Genomic DNA, 19,251 nt, shown 5'->3' with positions numbered 1-19,251 from the left:
TGTGGCTCAGTGGCTTTCCAGCAGTCGCACCGAGCGTTCGACCGGCTCGGGCAGTGGGTGTCGCTCCCGCAGGACGGCGGGCACTGCGGCCAGTGCCTCGAGCAGAGCCGCCGCATGCGCGCGGTCACGCACCGCCGCCCAGGCCAACTCGGCGCTTGCCCGCAGCCATCGGCTCGCAGGTCGGCGCAAGCCGGCGGTGAGCGCGGTATTGCGCCGAACGCGGGCCTGCTCCACCTTGCTCGGGTGCCGTGTCGGTGACGGCTGGTGGTATGCGACCAGCGATCCGCAGAAGCAGAGATCCCAGCCGTGCGCGGCCAGATCCCAGGACAGCAAGGCCTCTTCGCCGCGGAAGTGCAGGATCGGGCTGAACCCGCCGACCTCTTCGAACGCCTTCCTGCGCACCATTGCTGAGCATGCTTGGAAGCCCAGGATCGACGGGCCAGGCAACTGCGGGTCATGCCCGAGGGGGCTATCGGCGAGCAGAGCGACGAACGGATCGTCCTTTTGTTGGGGCCACATCACGGTTCGGGCGGCCAGCACCGCCACCGTCGGATATCGGTCGAAGACGGATTCGGCAAGCTCGATCGCGTCCGGTGACCACCAGGAGTCGTCGTCGCAGAAGGCGACATACGGCGTATCACAGTGGGCCACACCGATGTTACGAGCGACCGCACCTTCGTTACGGGCCAGCGGCACCACCGTCACCCGACCCGCGGACCGCTCGGCGATGTCGGTGGCGGCCGCTACCGAATCGTCATGTGAGTCGTTGTCCACCACCACAATCGGACACTTGGTGGTGTCCAACAGCCGTATCAAGACGGAGGACAACTCCGCGGCGCGGTCGCGCGTCGCGATCACGAAAGAGGTTCGAGATTGGTTGCCGGAGGAGGTGGCCACAATTGCATCGGCTACCCGGGATTCCCTACGCCAAACTCGGTTTCAGTATCGAATTGCGGGGTATGAAGTGCCGGTGCGTCAGTTATCGCGCGTCCTTATCACGGGTGGCGCCGGGTTCTTGGGCGGTCACTTGTGCAGTCGTCTGCTCGACTCGGATGTCGAAGTCGTAGTGGTTGACGACTTGTCCACCAGCCTGCCCGGCGCGGCGGACAGAATGACCGACCGGTCGGGCTATCGCCTTGTCCGGCAGAACATTTGCGATCCGGCGGTGATTGACACGATAGGCACCGATTTCGACACCGTCTTCCATCTGGCTTCACCCGCTTCACCGATTGACTACCAGCGGTTACCCATCGAGACGTTGCGTGTGGGGTCGGCAGGCACCGAGACGGCGTGTGCGATCGCCGAGCGTGGTGGTGGCCGGCTGGTGTTGGCGTCGACCAGTGAGGTATACGGCGATCCCGAACAGCATCCGCAGCGCGAAACTTACTGGGGCAACGTCAATCCGGTGGGCCCGCGTAGCGTATACGACGAAGCCAAGCGATACGCCGAGGCGTTGGTGTTCGCCTATCGCCGACTCGGCCGCGTCGATGCCGGCGTGGCGCGCATCTTCAACACCTACGGGCCCGGCATGCGTGCCGACGACGGCCGGATGGTGCCGACATTCTGCCGCCAGGCACTCGCCGGTGAACCGCTGACCGTGTCCGGCAGTGGTGCCCAGACCCGTTCGTTGTGTTATGTCGACGACACGGTCGCCGGTCTGATTGCGCTGGCGCGCAGCGACTTCAGTGGTCCGGTCAATGTCGGCAACCCGATCGAGTTGACGGTGCTGGCGGCTGCGGAGATCATCCGAGATCTGGCCGGTAGTGACAGCCCGATCGAATTCACCCCAGCCGCCGAAGACGACCCACAGCGCCGCTGCCCCGACATCACCGTGGCCCGCGAGCGTCTGGGGTGGGAACCACAAGTCGATTACCGGACCGGGCTGGCAACCACGCTGCAGTGGTTCCGCGACACCAGCGACGTCAACCGGGACTTCGTCTCGGTGCCTGAGCAGATGGCACGGTAGGAGGCAGTAGTGCGAATTCTCGGTGTCAACGCGGTCTTTCATGACCCGGCTGCGGCCCTGGTCGTTGATGGACAGGTGGTGGCGGCCGCCGAGGAGGAACGGTTCTCGCGGCGCAAGCACGGGAAACAAGCCGTTCCGTTCTCGACGTGGGAAGTGCCGGTGGCCGCAATCCGGTGGTGCCTGGAGCAAGGCGGAGTCGATGCCGCCGACATCGACGCCGTCGGCTATTCCTACGACCCGGCGCTGATGTACGAAGAACCGGTCGACCCGGCCGGACTGGACCGAGACTGGGAATACCTACGGACGCTGTACGCCCAACGCGCACCACGGTTCCTGGCTGCTGCCGTACCCGGTCTGAACCCCGCCGTCTTCCAGCACGTACGCCACCACGTCGCGCACGCGGCATCCACCGCACTGGCTTCACCGCACCCCGACACCGCCGTGTTGGTCGTCGACGGGCGCGGGGAGCGGACCTCGATGCTGGCCGGCGTATACCGCGATCACAAACTGGACGTGCTGGCGTCCCAGCCGTTGCCGCATTCGCTGGGACTGTTCTACGAAAGCCTCACCGAACACCTGGGATTTGCGCGGTCGAGCGACGAGTACAAGGTGATGGCGATGGCTTCCTACGGCCGACCCAGATTCGTCGACCAGCTCAAGGAGAAGGTCTACGCCTGCGGGGACGGCGGATTCCGCACCGAACCGATCGACTGGGACGCGCTGGCGCCGCAACGTCCGCCCGGCACGACAGAGCTCGACCCCGTCCATGCCGACCTGGCCTGCAGTGTGCAGCGGGTGGTCGAGGACGTGTTGCTGGAGCTGGTGGGCTGGCTGCGCGAGCGCACCGACGGAGACGCGCTGTGCCTGGCCGGTGGCGTGGCACTCAACTGCGTTGCCAACACCCGCATTCACGCCGAAAGCGGATTCGACCGGATCTGGGTCCAGCCCGCCGCCGGTGACTCCGGCACCGCACTGGGAGCCGCACTGAGCCTGGCCGCGGGGTTCGGTGAGCCGATCGCGCCGATGCCGACGGCGCAGTTGGGCCGCGGCTGGTCCGACGAGCAGATCAAGGCGACCCTCGACGAGGCCGCCGTGCGCTATGAACAGCCCGAGGACTTCGCCGGTGCGGTCGGTGACGCGCTGGCCGACAACCAGTTGATCGGCTGGTTTCAGGGGCGTGCCGAATTCGGGCCGCGGGCACTCGGTGGTCGCTCGTTGCTGGCCGACCCGCGCGCCGCGGCCAACTTGGAACGCCTGAACGCGGTCAAGGGGCGCGAACAGTTCCGTCCCGTTGCGCCAATGGTTTTGGCCGAACGCGCCGCCGAGATCTTCTCCCGCGGGCCGCTGCCCAGCCCGTACATGCTGTTCGTGCACGACGTTGCGCAGGCATGGCGGAACCGCATCCCCGCGGTCACCCACGTCGACGGCACCGCGCGGATCCAGACCGTCGAGCAGGCCGCCAACCCGCGCCTGCACGCGACGATCAGCCGATTCGCCGAACGCACCGGCGTTCCAGTGGTGGTCAACACCAGCTTCAACACAGCGGGCCGGCCCATGGTGGACAGTCCGCGCGACGCGCTCGAGGTGTTCGGCAGCTCACCGATCGATATGCTGGCGATCGGTTCCTATCTGGTCAGGCGGCGCCCGTGACCGACGGTTACTCGATCGTGATACCGACCATCGGCCGAGAGTCTCTGCGCCGCTTGCTCGTTGCGCTGGAGCAGGGGTCGGGACCCGAGCCGGACGAGGTGGTCGTTGTCGATGACCGGCCTAGGGCCGACGACGACCTTCCTCTTCCCGGCGGTTTGAACCTGCGGGTACTTCGCAGCGGCGGTCGCGGGCCGGCCGCCGCACGCAACGTGGGCTGGCGCGCCGCCTCCACACGCTGGATCTGCTTCCTCGACGACGACGTGCTGCCGCATCCGACGTGGAAGTCGGACGTGATCGCAGACCTGCAAGCCGCCGAGAAGACGGGAGCCGTCGGCTCCCAGGCCACGATTGAAGTGCCCACGACACCGACGCGTCAACCGACCGACGATGAACGGCGCACCCTGCGCCTGGCGCAGGCGCGCTGGATCACCGCCGACATGGCGTACCGGCGCGACATGCTTGTCGCCATAGGCGGTTTCGACGAGCGCTTTCCCCGCGCCTACCGGGAGGACTCCGATCTGGCGGTACGCATGGTGGCGGCCGGCGGAGAGATTGTGCGCGGCCGCCGGCGGTGCACGCATCCCGTCGCTGCGACCAACTGGTGGGCCAGTGTGCGGGCCCAGATCGGCAACCGCGACAACGCCCTGCTGCGGCGCAAGTACGGCCGAACCTGGCGAACCATGATCGGCGAGGGCCCCGGTCGCATGCCCGCGCACACCGCCACCACCCTGGCCGCCGCACTGACCCTGATCGCCGGGATTGCCCGACGCGGTTCGGCGGCCCGCCTCGGCGCGCTGCTGTGGCTGGGCTGTATCGTGGAATTCACCATCCGGCGCTGGCGCAGCGGTCCTCGCAGCGTCGCCGAAGCGCTGCGGTTGACGGTTACCAGCGCGGTCATTCCACCAGTTGCCGTGTGGCACCGCCTGGTTGGGGAGTGGACGTTTCGCCGGGCCCGGCGTGATCCGCCGCTGGCCGTGCTGCTGGACCGCGACGACACCATCATCGTCGACCGGCACTACCTCAACGATCCCGACGGCGTGCTGCCCACCCTCGGCGCCACTCGGGCGCTGGCGCGGCTGCGGCAGCGCGGAGTGCTGCTCGCCGTCGTCACCAATCAGTCCGGGGTGGCGCGCGGGCTGATCAGCCCGGACCAACTCACCGCGGTCAACGCCCGCGTCGACGAGGTGCTCGGGCCGTTCGACTCCTGGCAGGTATGCGTACACGGGGAGAGCGACGGGTGCGGTTGTCGCAAGCCGCAACCGGGGATGGTGCTGGCGGCCGCCGAGGCGCTGGCGGTACCGCCGGACCGCTGCGTGATGATCGGCGACACCGGCGGCGACGTGGACGCGGCGTTGGCCGCCCAGGCCGGCGCGGTGCTGGTGCCGACCGCGCGCACGCTGCCCGAGGAGGTCGATCGGGCCCGCGCGCACGCGCGCGTCGCCGCCACGCTCGAGGACGCGGTCTCGCTGGTGTTGCGGGAGTGGCTGTGACGGCCGCGCGTACCGCGGTCGTCGCTCGCCTGGACAGTGCGGGCGATGTGTTGATCACCGGCCCCGCGGTGCGGGCCGTTGCCGCCTGCCACGACCGGGTGGTGATGCTGGTCGGACCGCGCGGTCGGGATGCTGCCGAACTGCTGCCGGGGGTTGACGAAATCCTGGAGTGGCAGGCGCCGTGGGTGGACTTCGACTCCCCAGAACTCACCGCTTCGCACGCCGAGGCGTTGATCAAACAGCTTCGCGACATCGGGCCCGCTCGGATGTACATCCTGACGTCGTTTCACCAGTCCCCGTTGCCGCTGGCGCTGTTGGCGCGGATGGCGTCGGTGCCCTGGATAGGGGCGATCTGCGTCGACTACCCCGGCACCTTGCTGGATTTGCGGCATCAGGTGCCCAGCGGCATACCGGAACCGGAGCGTGCGCTGTCGCTGGTGGCCACCGCCGGATGCGCCCTGCCCGATGGGGACGACGGTGCACTGCGCATTCGTGATGTCGGCCCGCTGCCACAGCACCTGGCCGCACAGCTGGGGACTGACCCGTTTGTCGTCTTCCACCCCGGTGCCGCGGTGCCCGCACGGCAGCCCGGCCAACAGCGCAGCGCGGCCATGGTCGCGGCGCTGGCCGGGGCCGGGTACCGCGTGGTGGTGACCGGCGGTCCGGACGAGGCCGGCCTCACCGCCGCGGTGGCCGGTGACGTGGCGCTGGATCTGGGCGGCCGGACCAGCTTCGCCGAACTGGCGGCGGTGTTCGCGGTCGCGCGAGTGGTCGTGGTCCCCAACACCGGCCCGGCACATTTGGCCGCCGCCGTCGGGACTCCGGTGGTGTCGTTGTTCGCCCCCGTCGTGCCGGCCGCGCAGTGGAGCCCGTACACCCGGCGGGTCACCGTGCTCGGCGACCAGCAGGCGGCGTGCCGCGCCACCCGCGCCCGGGTCTGCCCGGTGCCGGGCCATCCCTGTCTAGACGGAATCAGCGACGCGGAGTTGCTGGCCGCGGTGCGGTTCAGAGGAGGAGAGCCATGATCGAGACGCATTTCGACGCGTTACGCGATGCGGTGGAACGCACCAGCGGGGAGGTGCCGCGGCTGCGGGAGTGGGGGCGTCACCTTGCGCAGGTCCTGTCCGGCGGAGGCCGGTTGTTGGCATGCGGAAACGGCGGCAGCGCGGCCGAAGCCCAGCACCTCACCGGCGAACTCGTCGGCCGCTTCCGTGAAGAACGAATTCCGTTGTCTGCCATAGCCCTACATGCGGAGACTTCCGCGTTGACCGCGATCGCCAACGATTACGGCGAAGAGGAGATCTTCGCCCGCGGAGTGCGGGCACACGGGCGTCCCGGCGACGTTCTGGTGGCGCTGTCCACCAGCGGCACCAGCCGCAACGTGGTGGCCGCGGTCAAGGCCGGCCAGGAGATCGGAATGCAGACGTGGGGACTGACCGGGCCCGCGCCCAACATGCTCGCCTCCATGTGCGACCAGGCGATCAGTGTGGACGCGGCGTCGACAGCGACCGTGCAGGAAATCCATCTGCTGTTGGTGCACGGGCTGTGCATGGCGCTCGACGATGCGCTGCTGCGCCCGGAGACCTCATGAAACCCCTTGTGATCATCGGGGATTCGATACTCGACGTCGATGTCGAAGGCACCGCGACGCGGCTGAGCCCCGAGGCGCCGGTACCGGTGGTCGACGCCGAGCGGACGGTGCAGCGGCCGGGCGGGGCAGGGTTGGCCGCGGTGCTCGCCGCCCGCACCGAAACCGAAGTCGTGTTGGTCACCGGCATCGCCGATGACGAGCCCGGGCGTCGGTTGCACGGTCTGCTCACCGACGCGGGCGTGCGCGTTCTGCCGCTGCCGATGACCGGAACCACCGTGACCAAGACCAGGATTCGGGCGCGGGGCCAGTCGATGCTGCGGCTGGACCGCGGCGACGGCCGACCGGCGGATCGTGAACTGGCGGCGGAGGTGACCGACGCACTGAGTGCGGCCAGGGCGATCTGCGTTGCCGATTACGGCGCCGGGGTGACGAGTCTGCCGGCGGTGCGGGCCGCCTTGACCCAGCTGACCGCCCGGATCCCGGTGGTGTGGGATCCGCATCCGCGCGGTGCGACACCAGTACCGGACTGCGCGTTGGTCACGCCCAATCAGGAAGAGGCGCGCCACTTCGGTGGTGACGAGGGGGACGCCGGTGAAGTGCTGCGCCAGAAATGGCTTGCCGGCGCGGTGTGCATTACCCGCGGCGCCCGCGGTGCGCGGGTGTACGCCGCCCAGGGCGGTGTCCGCCATATCGGCGTGCCGGATTTGCCGGTGGCGGGTGCGGCCGATGTCTGTGGCGCCGGAGACCGGTTCTCCGTCGCCGCGGCGGCGGCCCTGGGTTCGGGTGCCGACGCGATCGCGGCGGTTGAAGCCGCCGTGGCCGACGCCGCCCGATTCGTGGTCACCGGTGGGGCCAGCGCCGTCTCGACTCCGGTGACCGGTAGGGGTGCCGACATCGTGCCGATGTCGGCGCACGCCGAGGACTCAACCGGCGCTGACGCGATCGCCTTGGCGGAGCGGCTGCGGCGCAACGGGCGAACCGTCGTCGCGACCGGCGGCTGCTTCGACCTGCTGCACAGCGGTCACATCCGCCTGCTGCGCCAAGCCCGTGACCTCGGTGACGCCCTGGTCGTGCTGGTCAATTCCGATCGCTCGGTGCGCGCACTGAAAGGTCCGGGGCGGCCGGTGATGCAGGACGTGGACCGCGCCCGGGTCCTGGCCGCGCTGGCCTGCGTCGACGCCGTCGCAATTTTCGATGCGGCCACCCCCGAAGGCGTGCTCGAAGATCTGCGACCCGACGTCTGGGTCAAGGGCGGCGACTACACCGCCGATGATCTGCCGGAAGCCGACGTCGTGCGCCGTCATGGCGGCGAGGTCGTCATCTTGCCCACCGTTGCCGGTTATTCCTCCTCCCGCTTGATCGCGGCGGCGAACTCCGGCCGCGCCAACGACGAAAGGCACTGACATGACTGAACTTTCCACGACGTCCGACACCAACCCACTGGGGGCGGTCCTGATCAGCGGTGGCTCTTCGGGGTTGGGCGCCAGCACGGTGGCGGCGGTCGCCCGCCGCGGTGGGGTGCCGTTGGTGATCGACAAGAAGCCACCCGCAGCCGACGTGCCATGGGCGCCCTGCGATCTGGCCGACACCAGCGCGGTGACGGCGGCCGTCGAGTCACTCGCCGAACGGGTCCAGGGGCAGATCACGGGTGTCTTCACCGCCGCGGGCATCGACTCCTGCGGAACCCTCGAACAGGTACCGGCCAAGGAATGGGAACAGGTCATCGCCGTCAACCTGGTCGGCACCGCCGCCGTCATTCGCGCCGCCCTGCCCTATCTGAAGACCACACACGGACGCATCGTCACCTGCGCCTCGACCCTGGGCATCAAAGCGGTCAGCGATGCGACGGCCTACTGCGCCTCGAAGTTCGGCGTCGTCGGCTTCACCCGGGCGCTGGCGGCCGAACTCGCCGGTGAAGTGGGCGTCACTTTGCTGATTCCCGGTGGCATGCACACCCCGTTCTTCGACGGCCGCACCGAGCAATACAAGCCGCCACCGGACGCCAAACTGAATCAGCCCGAAAACGTCGCCGAGACAGTGCTTTTCGCGCTGTCTCAACCGATAGGGTGTGAGGTGCGCGAAATCGTGGTATGCGCCCCCACGGAGTCGTCGTGGCCGTAACGGCGCCGCCTGACCCGCCCGACACCATTGTGGTGCTGCGGGCGCTGGGTCTCGGTGACCTGCTGACGGCGGTGCCCGCCCTGCGCGGCTTGCGCCGCCACTATCCCGATGCCCGGATCCTGCTGGCCGCACCCGAACGCTACCGGGATCTGGCGATGCTCACCGGGGCGATCGATGCCTTGCTGCCCACCGAACGCCTGGGCGACCTGCACTCCAAGCCGCGTCCGCCGGCACTGGCGGTGAATCTGCATGGCAGCGGACCGGAAAGCATCGATCACCTGCTTTCCTGGCAGCCGAAGTCGGTGATCACCCATGCGCATCACCGCCACCCCGCCCTGGCCGGTCCGCCGTGGGATTCCGAAGTACACGAAGTGACGCGTTGGTGCAGCCTGCTCGAGTGGGCTGGAATCCATTGCGAGGCAACGGATGTAACGCTGAGACGCCCTTCGGTGCACTTCGACCAGGCCGGTGCCGTGGTGATCCATCCGGGCGCCTCGGCACCCGCACGCCAGTGGCCGACCAGAAGATTCGCCGCGGTGGCCGCGGCCCTGCGTGATGAGGGGTACGAGATCGTGATCACCGGGTCCACCGGCGAGTTCGATCTCGCCCACGATGTCGCCCGCGCCGCAGGGTTGCCACGTACCACGGTGGTGGCGGGGTTACTCGACCTGCCGGCATTGACCGCTTTGGTCAGAGACAGCCGGCTGGTCATCTGTGGGGATACGGGCCTGGGTCACCTGGCCGCCGCCACGTCGACGGCCTCGGTGGTGCTGTTCGGGCCCACACCACCGCGTCGCTGGGGACCTCGCGGGCCCGCACCGCACGTCGCACTGTGGGCCGGCGAAACCGGCGACCCCAACGCCGGCACCCCGCATCCCGGTCTCGAGAAGATCAGCGTCGCCAGTGTGCTGGAAGCCAGCCATCACCTGTTGAGCGAGGCGGCATGAGTACCGCTGTCCGGGTAGGTGTGGTGGGTGTCGGCTACGTCGGACTGACCACCGCGGTCTGCATCGCCGAGCGAGGTTTGGACACCGTCGCTGTGGACGTCGACCCGCAGCGGGTCGATCAGCTGCGATCTGGCATTCCGGTGATCGACGAGCCGGAGCTGCCAGAACTGTTGCGCGACGGGCTCGCTGCCGGACTGCTCCGCTTCAGTGGCGACTATGCAACCCTGGCCGACCGCGACATCGTCTTCGTCTGCGTGCCGACGCCCAGCGCCGATGATGGCCGCCCAGACCTCAGCGCGGTGCACTCGGCCGTCGACCGCCTCGGCGAGGTGCTTTGCAGCGGCGCCATCGTGGCGATGAAGTCGACGATTCCGGTCGGCACCACGTCGGTGGTCGCAGAGCGGCTGCGAGACAGAGGGATTCGGGCGGTGTCAACTCCTGAGTTCTTACGCGAGGGGCGGGCCGTGCACGATTTCAGGCACCCCGATCGTCTCGTCGTCGGCACCCTCGACGAAACGGTCGCCGACGTCATCAGCCGCACCTGCGGGTCGGGCACCGAACCCGTCTTCCAGATGACTCCGGAAAGCGCGGAGGTGGCCAAATACGCCAGCAACGCCTTCTTGGCCGTCAAGCTTTCCTACACCAATTCGCTGGCGACACTGTGCTCCCGAGTAGGCGCCGACATCCACGACGTGACCCGCTGCATGGGCGCCGACCGCCGGATAGGGTCGGAATTTCTGCGACCCGGTCCCGGCTGGGGCGGATCCTGCCTGCCCAAGGACACCGCGGCGTTGGTGCACACCGCGCGCCGCCACGGGGTCACGTTCGCCGAAGTGGAGGCGGCTCGCACGACCAACGCCGCCCAAGCCGACCGCATCGCCGCCGCGCTGCGCCATGCCCTGGGTCGAGAGCTCTCGGGATGCCGAATCACCGCGCTGGGCTTGACATTCAAAGCCGACACCAGCGATACCCGGGATTCCCCCGCACTGGCGGCCTGCCGAGAGTTGGCGCAGGCCGGCGCCCACGTCATGGGCTATGACCCGCAACTGCGCGGCATCGATCCTGTCGTATTGCAGCAGTCCCGAGTCACCGCGGTGGACGAACCGTACCGGGCCGCCAAAGCTGCAGAAGCAATCGTCGTGCTGACCGAGTGGCCCGCATTCCGGGAACTGGACTGGCGCGCCATCGCCCGGGAGGCGCCGGCGGCGGTCGTCGTGGACACCAGGAACCTGCTGGACCCGGTGCGGGTGCGGGACGCGGGCTTGGCCTACTTGGGAAACGGTGTGCCACTAGGGTTTTGACACGATGACGGCCCCGGCCGCCGGGCCGGGGCCGTCATCTGTGTGATTATTGGTTGGACTTCTGCCGCTCCTCGGCGGCCTCTGCGCCGCCGCGCGCCGATTCGGCTTCCGCTTCTTTCTTGGCGACGTCGCGCTGGGCGTCGGCCTTCTCTTGCTGGGCGGCGCCTTCGTTCTTCAGGTCGTCGCTGCCGGTGACGCTGCCGATGGCCTCCTTGGCCTTGCCCTTGATGCCTTCGCCGACGCCCTTGGCGCCCTCTGCCGGACCACTGTCGCTCATGACATTCCCATCGTTGTTCTTACTTGGTTCGCGAGCCGCGCCTGCCGCGCGGCACACCCCGATCGGGATTCCCGATCACCACCGCACGAAACAGCAACCGGAGTTCACCGCACCGCACGCGCTCCGGAGACGACGCTAAGTAGTGGTGATGACGGCCGAGTTGGCTTTGGTCTGGTTTGGCAGCACCAGGCGCAGGCAATGCCGTTAGGGGTATGCGAATTCCAGGAGGTGCCGTTCATGCCCAATTCGTCGATCAAGAACGAGAAGCTCTACCAGGACCTGCGCAAAAAAGGTGACTCGAAGGAAAAGGCGGCGCGGATTTCCAATGCCGTCGCCGGCCAGGGCAAATCCAAGGTCGGCCGCAAGGGTGGAAAATCGCAGTCTTACGACGAATGGACCGTCCCGCAGCTGCGAAAGAAAGCCAAAGAGCTCGGTATGACCGGCTATTCGAGCTTGACTAAAGACAAGTTGATCAGCAAGTTGCGTAATCACTGAGCCGCTGACCTGCGTCCGAGCCGCGGGTCCGAGCCGCACGGGCGATCGGTCATTGCCGTCGCGCAAGAAAGTACGTCGAAAATGTTTCCGCGCATTACAGCGGGGTAAGCGTAGGCACGCGATGGTGCGGGCCGGTGCCTTCACGATCGTCGCGGGTGAAAGGACTAAGCAGCATGTTCTTTCACTCGGTTATCTGTCGCGACCGCAAATAAATGGAGGAACAATGCGTAAGACCCTTGCAGTCATGTGTGCCACCGGTTCGCTTTTGTTCGGTGGGGCGGGGCTTGCCAACGCCACCACTGAAGTCTCGGTGCCGGCCTCGACGACGACAATCGTGGCGGACAACGACGCCAACAACAACAACCACAGCGACAAGACGGGCCTGTGGGGCCTCACCGGTCTGCTCGGTCTGTTGGGACTCGCCGGGCTGAAGCGGCGTAACGACGTTCGTCCCACGGCGGGAACGACGACGACCAACCCGCGCGGTGGTGCCGTCTAACGACCTTTGGGTGCAAGCCCCCGCAGTACTTCGGTACTGCGGGGCTTCTCCATCGGTTGCCGGTCGCGCCTGGCGCCGCAGTCGCTAATCCGGAGGTTCCTTCTCGGCCGCCTCGGAACCGAGTCTCGGAGCTTGTTCCCGCTCGCTCACGTTTCCCGGTACACCCTGGTCGCGCCGTTCTTCGGTCACGCCGCTCTCAAGTGAGTCGACGACATCCTCGAGCTCTTCGTCACGGCTCGGATGGGATTCCATAGTGCAGTACGGTACCCAGTTGCACCGGGTTCTAACTGTGCCGGAGCTGGAGATCACGCGCGGTCATTCCCGCAGCCCCAGCCGGCCGGCGAGCACCAGGAATGCGACCGCGAAGTCGTTGTCGGCGGTCTTCTCTTCGATCGTGTCCCAGTCCAGCTGTTCGCGGATCGCCCGCGCGGCCGGCAGCAGCTTGGTGAAGTCGCAGTAATGCTCGGTGAGGGCCCGCAACTTCTGAATGAACACCGTGGTCGGCGGCAGTACTGGCATGAGGATCGCTTGCACCACACGCGGCTGGGCGCAGTCGAGCAACTCAGGCTCGACGATTTCGCTGTTGACCCGGTGCAGCACGTCGACCACGGTTTCACCGATCTGAGCCTTGAACAGCCAGTCCTCCGGCGGGCGCGTGATGCGGAAGCCAGCCTTCTCCAGAGTCGTGACGGCCGCTGGGACGTCGGACTCCGCAACCACCATGTCGACGTCGTGAGTGGGCTCCGGCGCCCCATAGGCCCACAAGGCGTAACTTCCGGCGAGAGCAAACCGTGGACCATGCTCCTTGAGGGCCGATGCTGCTGCTCGCAACGTCTCGCGCAGATCGGCGCAGCGAGCGTCGCGGTCAGCGCCGGAGTCCGCTTCGAGGCTGGCAGTCATGGTTGGTAGGGCATACCCCGCGTTCGCGGAAAGACAACCTGACTAGTCTGGGGGTATCGGGCAATCGTTTAGTGGGCTGAGTTTCGGGAAAATCAGCATGCCATGGCAGTCGCAGCGTCGCGAGCTTGGTGCAGCCTGCGCGGGTTTCGCGCACTGGCCTCCGGCGAGGGTCTAGCTGCGGTCCTGGTTGCGCGGGTGGCGCCGGTCTTCTGTGCCAGTCACCCGCTGCGACTGGTGGGGGCGGCAGAAGAGGTTTGGGTATGACGGCCGGCTTGGTGCAGCACTGGCTGGAATCGGGGCGATTAGAGTTACCACTTCCCGCATCGGGGCGTACCGCCGAACGCTGGCAGCGGCTCACGGAGCTGGCCCATGAGGACATCGCGGCGGCCCGCATCGCCGAAACGCATGTGGAAGCGATCGCGATCCTCAACGAGCTGGGTGGCAAGCCGCCCAGCTCCGATCAGCTGTGGGGCGTGTGGGCGACCGAATCCCCCGATGCCGTACTGATTGCGAGCAACGTCTGTGGTGACGCGTTCACGCTCAGCGGCACCAAGGTGTGGTGCTCGGGTGCCGGCTTTTGCACCCACGCACTGGTCACCGCTCATATCGACGATCCGCATGGCGAACTCGGCCTGTTCGCCGTCACCGTCACCGACCCGGGCATCAAACCGCTGCCGAGCACGTGGTGGAACTCCGGTATGGCCGGCAGTGACACCCGGCCAGTGCAATTCACCAACGCGCACGCGGTTGCGGTCGGCGATCCCGGTGGCTATCTGAACCGGCCCGGGTTCTGGCACGGCGCCATCGGCGTTGCGGCGTGTTGGCTGGGCGGCGCCCGACGCGTGGCCGACCCGCTGTACAAATGCGCCGGCAGCAAATCGGCCGACGCGTACGCGCTGGCGCACCTGGGTGCGGTGGACGCTGCCCTTGCCGCCGGCGATGCGATGTTGTCGGTGGCGGCAGCCCAGGTCGATGCGGACCCGTTCGACCGGGCCCGTACCGCCCAACTGCTGGCCCGGCGCACCCGCGCTGTCGTGGAACACGCTGTCGACGAGGCGATCACCCGCACCGGCCGTGCTCTGGGACCGGGCCCCCTGACTCAAGACGGCCGGCACGCGCAACGCGTCGCCGACCTGTCCATATATATACGGCAGAGCCACGCCGAGCGGGACCTTGCCGAGCTGGGCCGTCTGGCCGGGCGGACGTAGGGATGGTGCCGGAGTCGGAACCCCGGGCGTAGCCGTGCGCGTGGCGACCTTCAACATCCTGCACGGCCGCACCGTTGGTGACGGAGTCGATCCGCAACGGCTGCGCGATTGCGTGCGTCGCCTTGATCCCGACGTCCTTGCCCTGCAAGAGGTCGACTGCGATCAACCCCGGTCGGGACGCGCGGACCTGACCGCGGCAGCGGCCGAAGCCATGGGTGCGGTGGAGCACCGCTTCGTCGCCGCCATCTCGGGCACTCCCGGGGCGACATGGATGGCCGCCACCGGCCGGGAACAGCCCGGCACCGCCGCCTATGGGATCGCGCTGCTGTCCCGGTTCCCGGCGGTCAGTTGGCAGGTGGTGCGATTGCCGCGCATTCCGATGCGGTTCCCGATGTACCTGCCCGGACCGAACAAGGTCATGATCGTCGACGAAGAACCGCGGGCGGCGGTCATCGCTCGATTGGATACTCCGTTGGGGCCGTTGACGGTGGCCAACACCCACTTGTCGTTCGTGCCGGGTTGGAATCGGCGACAGCTGCGCCGACTGGTCCGCGACCTGCGCGGTTTGCCCGGCCCGCGGCTGCTGCTCGGCGACCTCAATCTCACGCCGGCCGCGGTGCACCGCTGGTCGGGCATGCGGCCGCTGGCGTCGGCGGTGACCTTTCCGGCGCCTGAGCCGCAGCGCCAGCTCGACCACATCTTGACCGACGATCGTGGCCTGCGCGCCGCCGGGACGGAGGCGGAGTTGATGCCGATTTCCGACCACCGTCCGCTGGTGGTCGATCTGCACCGGTAACGCGGGCTCAGCCGTCCTGGCTGCGCGCCTCCGCACCGGTCATGCCGGCGTCGAACTCGTCGTCGCCGGATTTGCGTCCGACGTACGCGCCGTCCTCGTCGCGGCTGGCGCGTGACCGAGACTGATGATGCTCTGCCTCGACGTCGGACTCGGTCTGATCGGACTTACCCTTGCTCATGTGCAGCCTCTCGTTGGGGCGTTGTGGTGGCCGGGATGGCCAGTGCTCCGACATTCCCGCAATGCACCGGTCGCAAACGCCGGGTCAAGGCAAACACTCTGCAGCAGAAACGATTTCAGCATTCATGTTGCGCTCCATCATCTTCAGCGCGGCGGCCCCGAGATCTTTGTCGATGTGCGCGACGGCGTCGGGCGGTACCACGACGTCGAAGTGGCGCAGGTAACCGTCGAGCGCGCTGTAGAGAATGCACTGCTCGGTGACCTGACCGGTGAGCACGATGCGCTTGGTTTTCAGCCGATCCAGTAAGTAATCCAGCGGGGTGGAATAGAAGACGCTGTGGCGCACCTTGGTGATGAGCCGCGTGCCCGCGGGCGGCACCAGTGGCCGGACCAGGTCGGGATGTTCACCGTCGACCGCGCTCGAGATGATGTCGTGCGGCTCGGCGGTGAAGTCGCCGTGGTTGTCGTTGACGTAGATCAGGTCGACGCCGTCGTGCTCATTGGCATCGTCGATGAGGCTGACCAGTGGGTCGATGATGTTGCCGACGTTGGTGGCCAACTGGTCGGCGTCGGGGTGGCGGTAGTCGTTGAACATGTCGATTACCAGCAATGCAGTATCACTCACGGCCCGAGGAATACCCACCTTTGCGCCCTCCACCCGTCCGGAATTGGCTGCGCGCCGCCAAGGCGTCCCGACATTAGAACGCCCATGTTTGAACAGCAAGGTCATCGGGTATGCCCGCGAAGTACGTTACCGCTGGTGAGTGGTGGTCGAGCACGGCCTACACGCAAGCCCGCGGCGATGTAGCAAAAATAGCGAACTGAACAACTGTATCCACAGGATATAGTCGTTGTGCGGCAGCAATCGGGACTGCCCAGAGTTCGTAACGGTTTTCGAGCCGGCCCCGCCGGTTTGCAGTGGTATTTGCTGGGAGTAGTCATGGTTTACACCGGACACGGCGCAGCTCGTTGTGCCCACGCGGCTGACGAAGCGGCTACCAGCGGTGTGAGCATCCCCGGCCTGATCACCGCCGGTGCGTGGGCACTCGGCTTGGTGGCCGGCATCGTGGCCTTGGTGACGGGACATACCGCCGTCGCCGCAGTGGCGTTGGTCGCCGCGGTCATGGCGCCGTGGCTGGGGCTGGCCTTGATCGGCCATCGGGACCACGGGGCTTCGTTCCCAACCAGGCAACCGGTCGAGGGTTCGTCGGCCGATGCCACCTCTTTCGCCGGCGGGTGGCCAAGCCTGCGCTTCACCACGAATTAACGGCCCTACGCGCCGGTTTCGCTGTCAATTTTCTGATGCTGGCGGGTGTGGATCGTTTCTGAATGGGGTACTGCCTGAGCCACGGGTGACCACAGTGGGGTGTGTGACCCGGGCACACAGCAGGGAGGAACCCCTATGACTACTGCTAGCGATTACGACGCACGCCGCGTGTCAGACCCGGACGCCGGCGACGGGGCCGCCCTACGCGACTTGGGTTCCTCTTTACCTGGCATGTCCACGGCGGTCGTGGATGAAGATCCCAACGACGTCCCGTTCTTCGAGCTACCCGATGGCGACCTGACCGGCGAAGAATTGTCCGTTGCGGTTGTTCCCAAGCGCGCCGATGAATTCACTTGCTCGTGCTGCTTTTTGGTGCAGCACCGCAGCCGCCTGCGCAGCTCGGCGAACGGGCGCTTTGTCTGCGCCGACTGCAGCTGAGGTGCCGTGGCCGGCGGCATAACGGCTTGTCGACGCTCTGGTCGGGCACTAGTGCACTAGCGTCGCCTTCATGGCGATCCCGCTGAGTCGTCCGCCGGGTCTGCCCGCTCCTCGCAGGTTCCGCGGCGTGTTCGCCGCGGCGTACGCGCTGGCCTATCTGGTCGGCGGTGAGCGGCGGATGCTGCGGCTGATCCGTCGCTACGGTCCGATCATGACGATGCCGATCCTGAGCCTGGGTGACGTCGCCATCGTCTCTGATCCGGTACTGGTCAAGGAAGTGTTCACCGCGCCGCCAGACGTCCTGCTCGGTGGCGAAGGCGTGGGTCCCGCCGCGGCTATCTACGGTTCGGGATCGATGTTCGTGCAAGAGGAGCCCGAGCACCTGCGACGCCGTAAACTGCTGACCCCGCCGCTGCACGGCACGGCCCTGCACAGCTATGTGCCGATCATCGAAAACTCCACGCGCGCAGCGATACACAGCTGGCCGGTCGATCGTCCGTTCGAGATGCTGGAAGCGGCTCGGTCGCTGATGCTCGACGTGATCGTCAAGGTCATCTTCGGCGTCGAGGACCCCGCCGAGGTGCGCCGCTTGGGGCGGCCGTTCGAACGGCTTCTGACACTGGGAGTTTCGGAGCAATTGACGGTCCGGTATGCGTTGCGTCGGCTCGGTACCTTACGCGTGTGGCCTGCGCGTGCCCACGCTTTTCGAGAGATCGACGAAGTGGTCATGCCGCTGATCGCCCGACGCAGACACGATCCCAAGCTCAGTGCGCAGCACGACATCTTGGCCTTGCTCATGTGTGCTCGCGGCGAAGACGGTGAAGGGTTGTCGGACAACGAGATCCGCGACGATCTGATTACGCTGATGCTGGCCGGGCACGAGACCACCGCGACCACGCTGGCGTGGGTGCTCGATCTGCTGTTGCACCACCCGCAGGCGCTGCAGCGGGTGCGCGAGGAAGCCGTCAGCGGTGTGGAGGAATTCACCACCGCGGTGATCAACGAGACCTTACGGGTACGGCCGCCCGCACCGTTTACCGCACGCGTTGCAGCGCAACCCCTTTCGATAGGTGGATACCGCATCGAGGCGGGCACTCGCATCGTGGTCCACATCATCGCAATCAACCGCAACCCGAACATCTACGACAACCCGCACGAATTCCGTCCGGAGCGATTCCTGGGGACCCGGCCGCAGACCTATGCGTGGGTCCCGTTCGGTGGCGGCATCAAACGGTGCCTGGGCGCGGCCTTTTCGATGCGCGAGCTGGTCACCGTGCTGCACGTCTTACTGCGCGAAGGCGACTTTGCTGCCGTCGACGACAAGCCCGAGCGGATCGTGCGGCGCTCCATCATGCTGGCCCCCCGTCACGGCACCCGGGTCACCTATCTTCCAGCGTTCCAAGAATCCGTTTAGAACCCGTCAAGCGCTGACCGCGATCGTCTTGTCTTGGACCGCAGCGAGCGAAGGGGAACCCGCGATATGAACGCGACATTCGAACCGACCGTTGTCCAGACCGCGCCGGTGCGCCCCGGTAATGCCTATGCATCCGCGGCGCTCGCCTTCGGGCTGGTGGGCGCGGTGGTGCTGAGCGTCATCTGCGCGATCGCCGCGTTGAGCCAGATCCAGGGTTGGGAAGAGGGTCGCGGCGAGGCGCTGGCCGGGCTCGGCATTTCGGTCGCGTGGATCGTGACGGTCGTTTCGTTGGCGCACGCGCATGTCATCTAGCGGCAGTAAGTCATTTCGATTGGAAGCGCTTCCGGCCGGGTACCCCAGAGAGGTCAGCTAATTAGACACCGTTCAAAAAGGGGCTGCGGACATGATCATCTTGGGCATCATCCTCTTGGTGGTCGGGTATTTCACCGGCCTGAGCATTCTGTACACGATCGGCGGCATCCTGGTGCTCGTCGGCGTGATCTTGTGGATCCTGGGAGCGGTCGGGCGTCCGGTGGGCGGGCGCAGAGTCTGGTTCTAGGACCGTCACGGCACCGTAGAAAGGCCCTGCCTAACAACTAGGCAGGGCCTTTCTACGTAAGTCCATACGAGTCGGGGTGGCGGGATTCGAACCCACGGCCTCTTCGTCCCGAACGAAGCGCGCTACCAAGCTGCGCCACACCCCGATTGAAGCCA

At 67.0% G+C, this 19,251-nt stretch carries 23 protein-coding genes and 1 tRNA gene; 18 read left to right on the top strand and 6 right to left on the bottom strand.

Going from position 1 to position 19,251, the window contains the following annotated elements; translation table 11 throughout:
• Positions 1-6 precede the first annotated feature (6 nt).
• Positions 7-858 carry a glycosyltransferase family 2 protein gene (locus I2456_RS26335; RefSeq protein WP_241007812.1) on the bottom strand — a complete coding sequence of 284 codons (852 nt, stop codon included), beginning with the start codon at positions 856-858 and terminating at the stop codon, positions 7-9.
• A 112-nt stretch (positions 859-970) separates the two neighbouring features.
• Between I2456_RS26335 and I2456_RS26330 the strand changes: the two genes are divergently transcribed.
• From I2456_RS26330 to I2456_RS26290, 9 genes are read left to right on the top strand one after another with little or no spacing between them, the layout of a single operon-like run.
• A complete protein-coding gene (locus tag I2456_RS26330; RefSeq protein ID WP_174814215.1) occupies positions 971-1,966 on the top strand; it encodes an NAD-dependent epimerase/dehydratase family protein in 996 nt (331 codons plus the stop codon).
• Positions 1,967-1,975: 9 nt separating this feature from the next.
• The gene (locus I2456_RS26325) at positions 1,976-3,616 is read left to right on the top strand and encodes a carbamoyltransferase family protein (protein ID WP_085074689.1); all 1,641 of its coding nucleotides are present in this window, start codon (positions 1,976-1,978) and stop codon (positions 3,614-3,616) included.
• Complete coding sequence (locus I2456_RS26320; protein WP_205880190.1) at positions 3,613-5,106, top strand: HAD-IIIA family hydrolase; 1,494 nt, start codon at positions 3,613-3,615, stop codon at positions 5,104-5,106. Before I2456_RS26325 ends, I2456_RS26320 begins: the two co-directional genes overlap by 4 nt.
• Positions 5,097-6,131 (top strand): glycosyltransferase family 9 protein, encoded by a 1,035-nt coding sequence (locus tag I2456_RS26315; protein WP_085074687.1) that lies wholly within the window; start codon positions 5,097-5,099, stop codon positions 6,129-6,131. The genes I2456_RS26320 and I2456_RS26315 overlap by 10 nt, the downstream gene beginning before the upstream one ends.
• Complete coding sequence (locus I2456_RS26310; protein ID WP_085074686.1) at positions 6,128-6,697, top strand: D-sedoheptulose-7-phosphate isomerase; 570 nt, start codon at positions 6,128-6,130, stop codon at positions 6,695-6,697. The genes I2456_RS26315 and I2456_RS26310 overlap by 4 nt, the downstream gene beginning before the upstream one ends.
• Complete coding sequence (locus tag I2456_RS26305) at positions 6,694-8,100, top strand: PfkB family carbohydrate kinase (RefSeq protein ID WP_085074685.1); 1,407 nt, start codon at positions 6,694-6,696, stop codon at positions 8,098-8,100. The genes I2456_RS26310 and I2456_RS26305 overlap by 4 nt, the downstream gene beginning before the upstream one ends.
• A 1-nt stretch (position 8,101) precedes the next feature.
• Positions 8,102-8,818 carry an SDR family oxidoreductase gene (locus I2456_RS26300; protein WP_085074684.1) on the top strand — a complete coding sequence of 239 codons (717 nt, stop codon included), beginning with the start codon at positions 8,102-8,104 and terminating at the stop codon, positions 8,816-8,818.
• A complete protein-coding gene (locus tag I2456_RS26295; protein WP_085074683.1) occupies positions 8,788-9,765 on the top strand; it encodes a glycosyltransferase family 9 protein in 978 nt (325 codons plus the stop codon). The genes I2456_RS26300 and I2456_RS26295 overlap by 31 nt, the downstream gene beginning before the upstream one ends.
• Positions 9,762-11,066: a UDP-glucose dehydrogenase family protein gene (locus I2456_RS26290; RefSeq protein WP_085074682.1), complete on the top strand. Its 1,305-nt coding sequence runs from the start codon at positions 9,762-9,764 to the stop codon at positions 11,064-11,066. Before I2456_RS26295 ends, I2456_RS26290 begins: the two co-directional genes overlap by 4 nt.
• 46 nt (positions 11,067-11,112) lie before the next feature.
• Here I2456_RS26290 and mbp1 read toward each other — a convergent pair whose 3' ends face one another.
• Positions 11,113-11,343, bottom strand: a complete 231-nt coding sequence (gene mbp1, locus I2456_RS26285; RefSeq protein ID WP_068034454.1) for a microaggregate-binding protein 1 — start codon at positions 11,341-11,343, stop codon at positions 11,113-11,115.
• Positions 11,344-11,580: 237 nt separating this feature from the next.
• On the opposite strand from mbp1, the gene I2456_RS26280 reads away from it, so the two are divergent.
• Positions 11,581-11,838 carry a DUF7218 family protein gene (locus I2456_RS26280; protein WP_068034595.1) on the top strand — a complete coding sequence of 86 codons (258 nt, stop codon included), beginning with the start codon at positions 11,581-11,583 and terminating at the stop codon, positions 11,836-11,838.
• A 223-nt stretch (positions 11,839-12,061) separates the two neighbouring features.
• A complete protein-coding gene (locus I2456_RS26275; protein ID WP_068034457.1) occupies positions 12,062-12,337 on the top strand; it encodes a WGxxGxxG family protein in 276 nt (91 codons plus the stop codon).
• A gap of 315 nt (positions 12,338-12,652) precedes the next feature.
• On the opposite strand, the gene I2456_RS26270 is transcribed toward I2456_RS26275, so the two are convergent.
• Positions 12,653-13,237 carry a nucleotidyltransferase family protein gene (locus tag I2456_RS26270; RefSeq protein WP_085074681.1) on the bottom strand — a complete coding sequence of 195 codons (585 nt, stop codon included), beginning with the start codon at positions 13,235-13,237 and terminating at the stop codon, positions 12,653-12,655.
• 260 nt (positions 13,238-13,497) lie between these two features.
• Between I2456_RS26270 and I2456_RS26265 the strand changes: the two genes are divergently transcribed.
• Positions 13,498-14,445 carry an acyl-CoA dehydrogenase family protein gene (locus I2456_RS26265; protein WP_068034461.1) on the top strand — a complete coding sequence of 316 codons (948 nt, stop codon included), beginning with the start codon at positions 13,498-13,500 and terminating at the stop codon, positions 14,443-14,445.
• A 34-nt stretch (positions 14,446-14,479) separates the two neighbouring features.
• On the top strand, positions 14,480-15,241 hold the full coding sequence (locus I2456_RS26260; protein WP_085074680.1) for an endonuclease/exonuclease/phosphatase family protein: 762 nt from the start codon (positions 14,480-14,482) through the stop codon (positions 15,239-15,241).
• Positions 15,242-15,248: 7 nt separating this feature from the next.
• Here I2456_RS26260 and I2456_RS26255 read toward each other — a convergent pair whose 3' ends face one another.
• Both I2456_RS26255 and I2456_RS26250 read right to left on the bottom strand, forming a co-directional pair.
• The gene (locus I2456_RS26255) at positions 15,249-15,419 is read right to left on the bottom strand and encodes a hypothetical protein (RefSeq protein ID WP_165612761.1); all 171 of its coding nucleotides are present in this window, start codon (positions 15,417-15,419) and stop codon (positions 15,249-15,251) included.
• Positions 15,420-15,503: 84 nt separating this feature from the next.
• The gene (locus I2456_RS26250) at positions 15,504-16,043 is read right to left on the bottom strand and encodes a cysteine hydrolase family protein (RefSeq protein ID WP_068034597.1); all 540 of its coding nucleotides are present in this window, start codon (positions 16,041-16,043) and stop codon (positions 15,504-15,506) included.
• 315 nt (positions 16,044-16,358) lie between these two features.
• Between I2456_RS26250 and I2456_RS26245 the strand changes: the two genes are divergently transcribed.
• The 5 genes from I2456_RS26245 to I2456_RS26225 all read left to right on the top strand — a co-directional run bounded on the left by I2456_RS26245 (position 16,359) and on the right by I2456_RS26225 (position 19,096).
• Entirely contained in the window at positions 16,359-16,685 is a 327-nt protein-coding gene (locus I2456_RS26245) for a hypothetical protein (RefSeq protein WP_068156496.1), read from the top strand.
• A 135-nt stretch (positions 16,686-16,820) separates the two neighbouring features.
• Complete coding sequence (locus tag I2456_RS26240) at positions 16,821-17,123, top strand: DUF4193 domain-containing protein (RefSeq protein ID WP_068034467.1); 303 nt, start codon at positions 16,821-16,823, stop codon at positions 17,121-17,123.
• Positions 17,124-17,193: 70 nt separating this feature from the next.
• A complete protein-coding gene (locus tag I2456_RS26235; RefSeq protein ID WP_139823220.1) occupies positions 17,194-18,537 on the top strand; it encodes a cytochrome P450 in 1,344 nt (447 codons plus the stop codon).
• A gap of 33 nt (positions 18,538-18,570) precedes the next feature.
• Entirely contained in the window at positions 18,571-18,849 is a 279-nt protein-coding gene (locus I2456_RS26230) for a hypothetical protein (RefSeq protein ID WP_241007811.1), read from the top strand.
• 91 nt (positions 18,850-18,940) lie between these two features.
• On the top strand, positions 18,941-19,096 hold the full coding sequence (locus tag I2456_RS26225) for a hypothetical protein (RefSeq protein WP_116645569.1): 156 nt from the start codon (positions 18,941-18,943) through the stop codon (positions 19,094-19,096).
• 71 nt (positions 19,097-19,167) lie between these two features.
• Here the strand turns inward: I2456_RS26225 and I2456_RS26220 are convergent.
• Positions 19,168-19,241, bottom strand: a tRNA-Pro gene (locus I2456_RS26220).
• Positions 19,242-19,251: the final 10 nt, after the last annotated feature.

Source organism: Mycobacterium kubicae, from assembly GCF_015689175.1.
GTDB classification, from domain to species: Bacteria; Actinomycetota; Actinomycetes; order Mycobacteriales; family Mycobacteriaceae; genus Mycobacterium; species Mycobacterium kubicae.
This window is presented reverse-complemented; position numbering and strand designations above follow the sequence as displayed.

Coding starts and splice junctions, on each gene's coding strand:
- I2456_RS26310 (WP_085074686.1), top strand. CDS start 6,128: ATGATCGAGACGCATTTCGACGCGTTACGCGATGCGGTGGAACGCACC.
- I2456_RS26305 (WP_085074685.1), top strand. CDS start 6,694: ATGAAACCCCTTGTGATCATCGGGGATTCGATACTCGACGTCGATGTC.
- I2456_RS26300 (WP_085074684.1), top strand. CDS start 8,102: ATGACTGAACTTTCCACGACGTCCGACACCAACCCACTGGGGGCGGTC.
- I2456_RS26295 (WP_085074683.1), top strand. CDS start 8,788: ATGCGCCCCCACGGAGTCGTCGTGGCCGTAACGGCGCCGCCTGACCCG.
- I2456_RS26290 (WP_085074682.1), top strand. CDS start 9,762: ATGAGTACCGCTGTCCGGGTAGGTGTGGTGGGTGTCGGCTACGTCGGA.
- mbp1 (WP_068034454.1), bottom strand. CDS start 11,343: ATGAGCGACAGTGGTCCGGCAGAGGGCGCCAAGGGCGTCGGCGAAGGC.
- I2456_RS26280 (WP_068034595.1), top strand. CDS start 11,581: ATGCCCAATTCGTCGATCAAGAACGAGAAGCTCTACCAGGACCTGCGC.
- I2456_RS26275 (WP_068034457.1), top strand. CDS start 12,062: ATGCGTAAGACCCTTGCAGTCATGTGTGCCACCGGTTCGCTTTTGTTC.
- I2456_RS26270 (WP_085074681.1), bottom strand. CDS start 13,237: ATGACTGCCAGCCTCGAAGCGGACTCCGGCGCTGACCGCGACGCTCGC.
- I2456_RS26265 (WP_068034461.1), top strand. CDS start 13,498: ATGACGGCCGGCTTGGTGCAGCACTGGCTGGAATCGGGGCGATTAGAG.
- I2456_RS26255 (WP_165612761.1), bottom strand. CDS start 15,419: ATGAGCAAGGGTAAGTCCGATCAGACCGAGTCCGACGTCGAGGCAGAG.
- I2456_RS26245 (WP_068156496.1), top strand. CDS start 16,359: ATGGTTTACACCGGACACGGCGCAGCTCGTTGTGCCCACGCGGCTGAC.
- I2456_RS26240 (WP_068034467.1), top strand. CDS start 16,821: ATGACTACTGCTAGCGATTACGACGCACGCCGCGTGTCAGACCCGGAC.
- I2456_RS26235 (WP_139823220.1), top strand. CDS start 17,194: ATGGCGATCCCGCTGAGTCGTCCGCCGGGTCTGCCCGCTCCTCGCAGG.
- I2456_RS26225 (WP_116645569.1), top strand. CDS start 18,941: ATGATCATCTTGGGCATCATCCTCTTGGTGGTCGGGTATTTCACCGGC.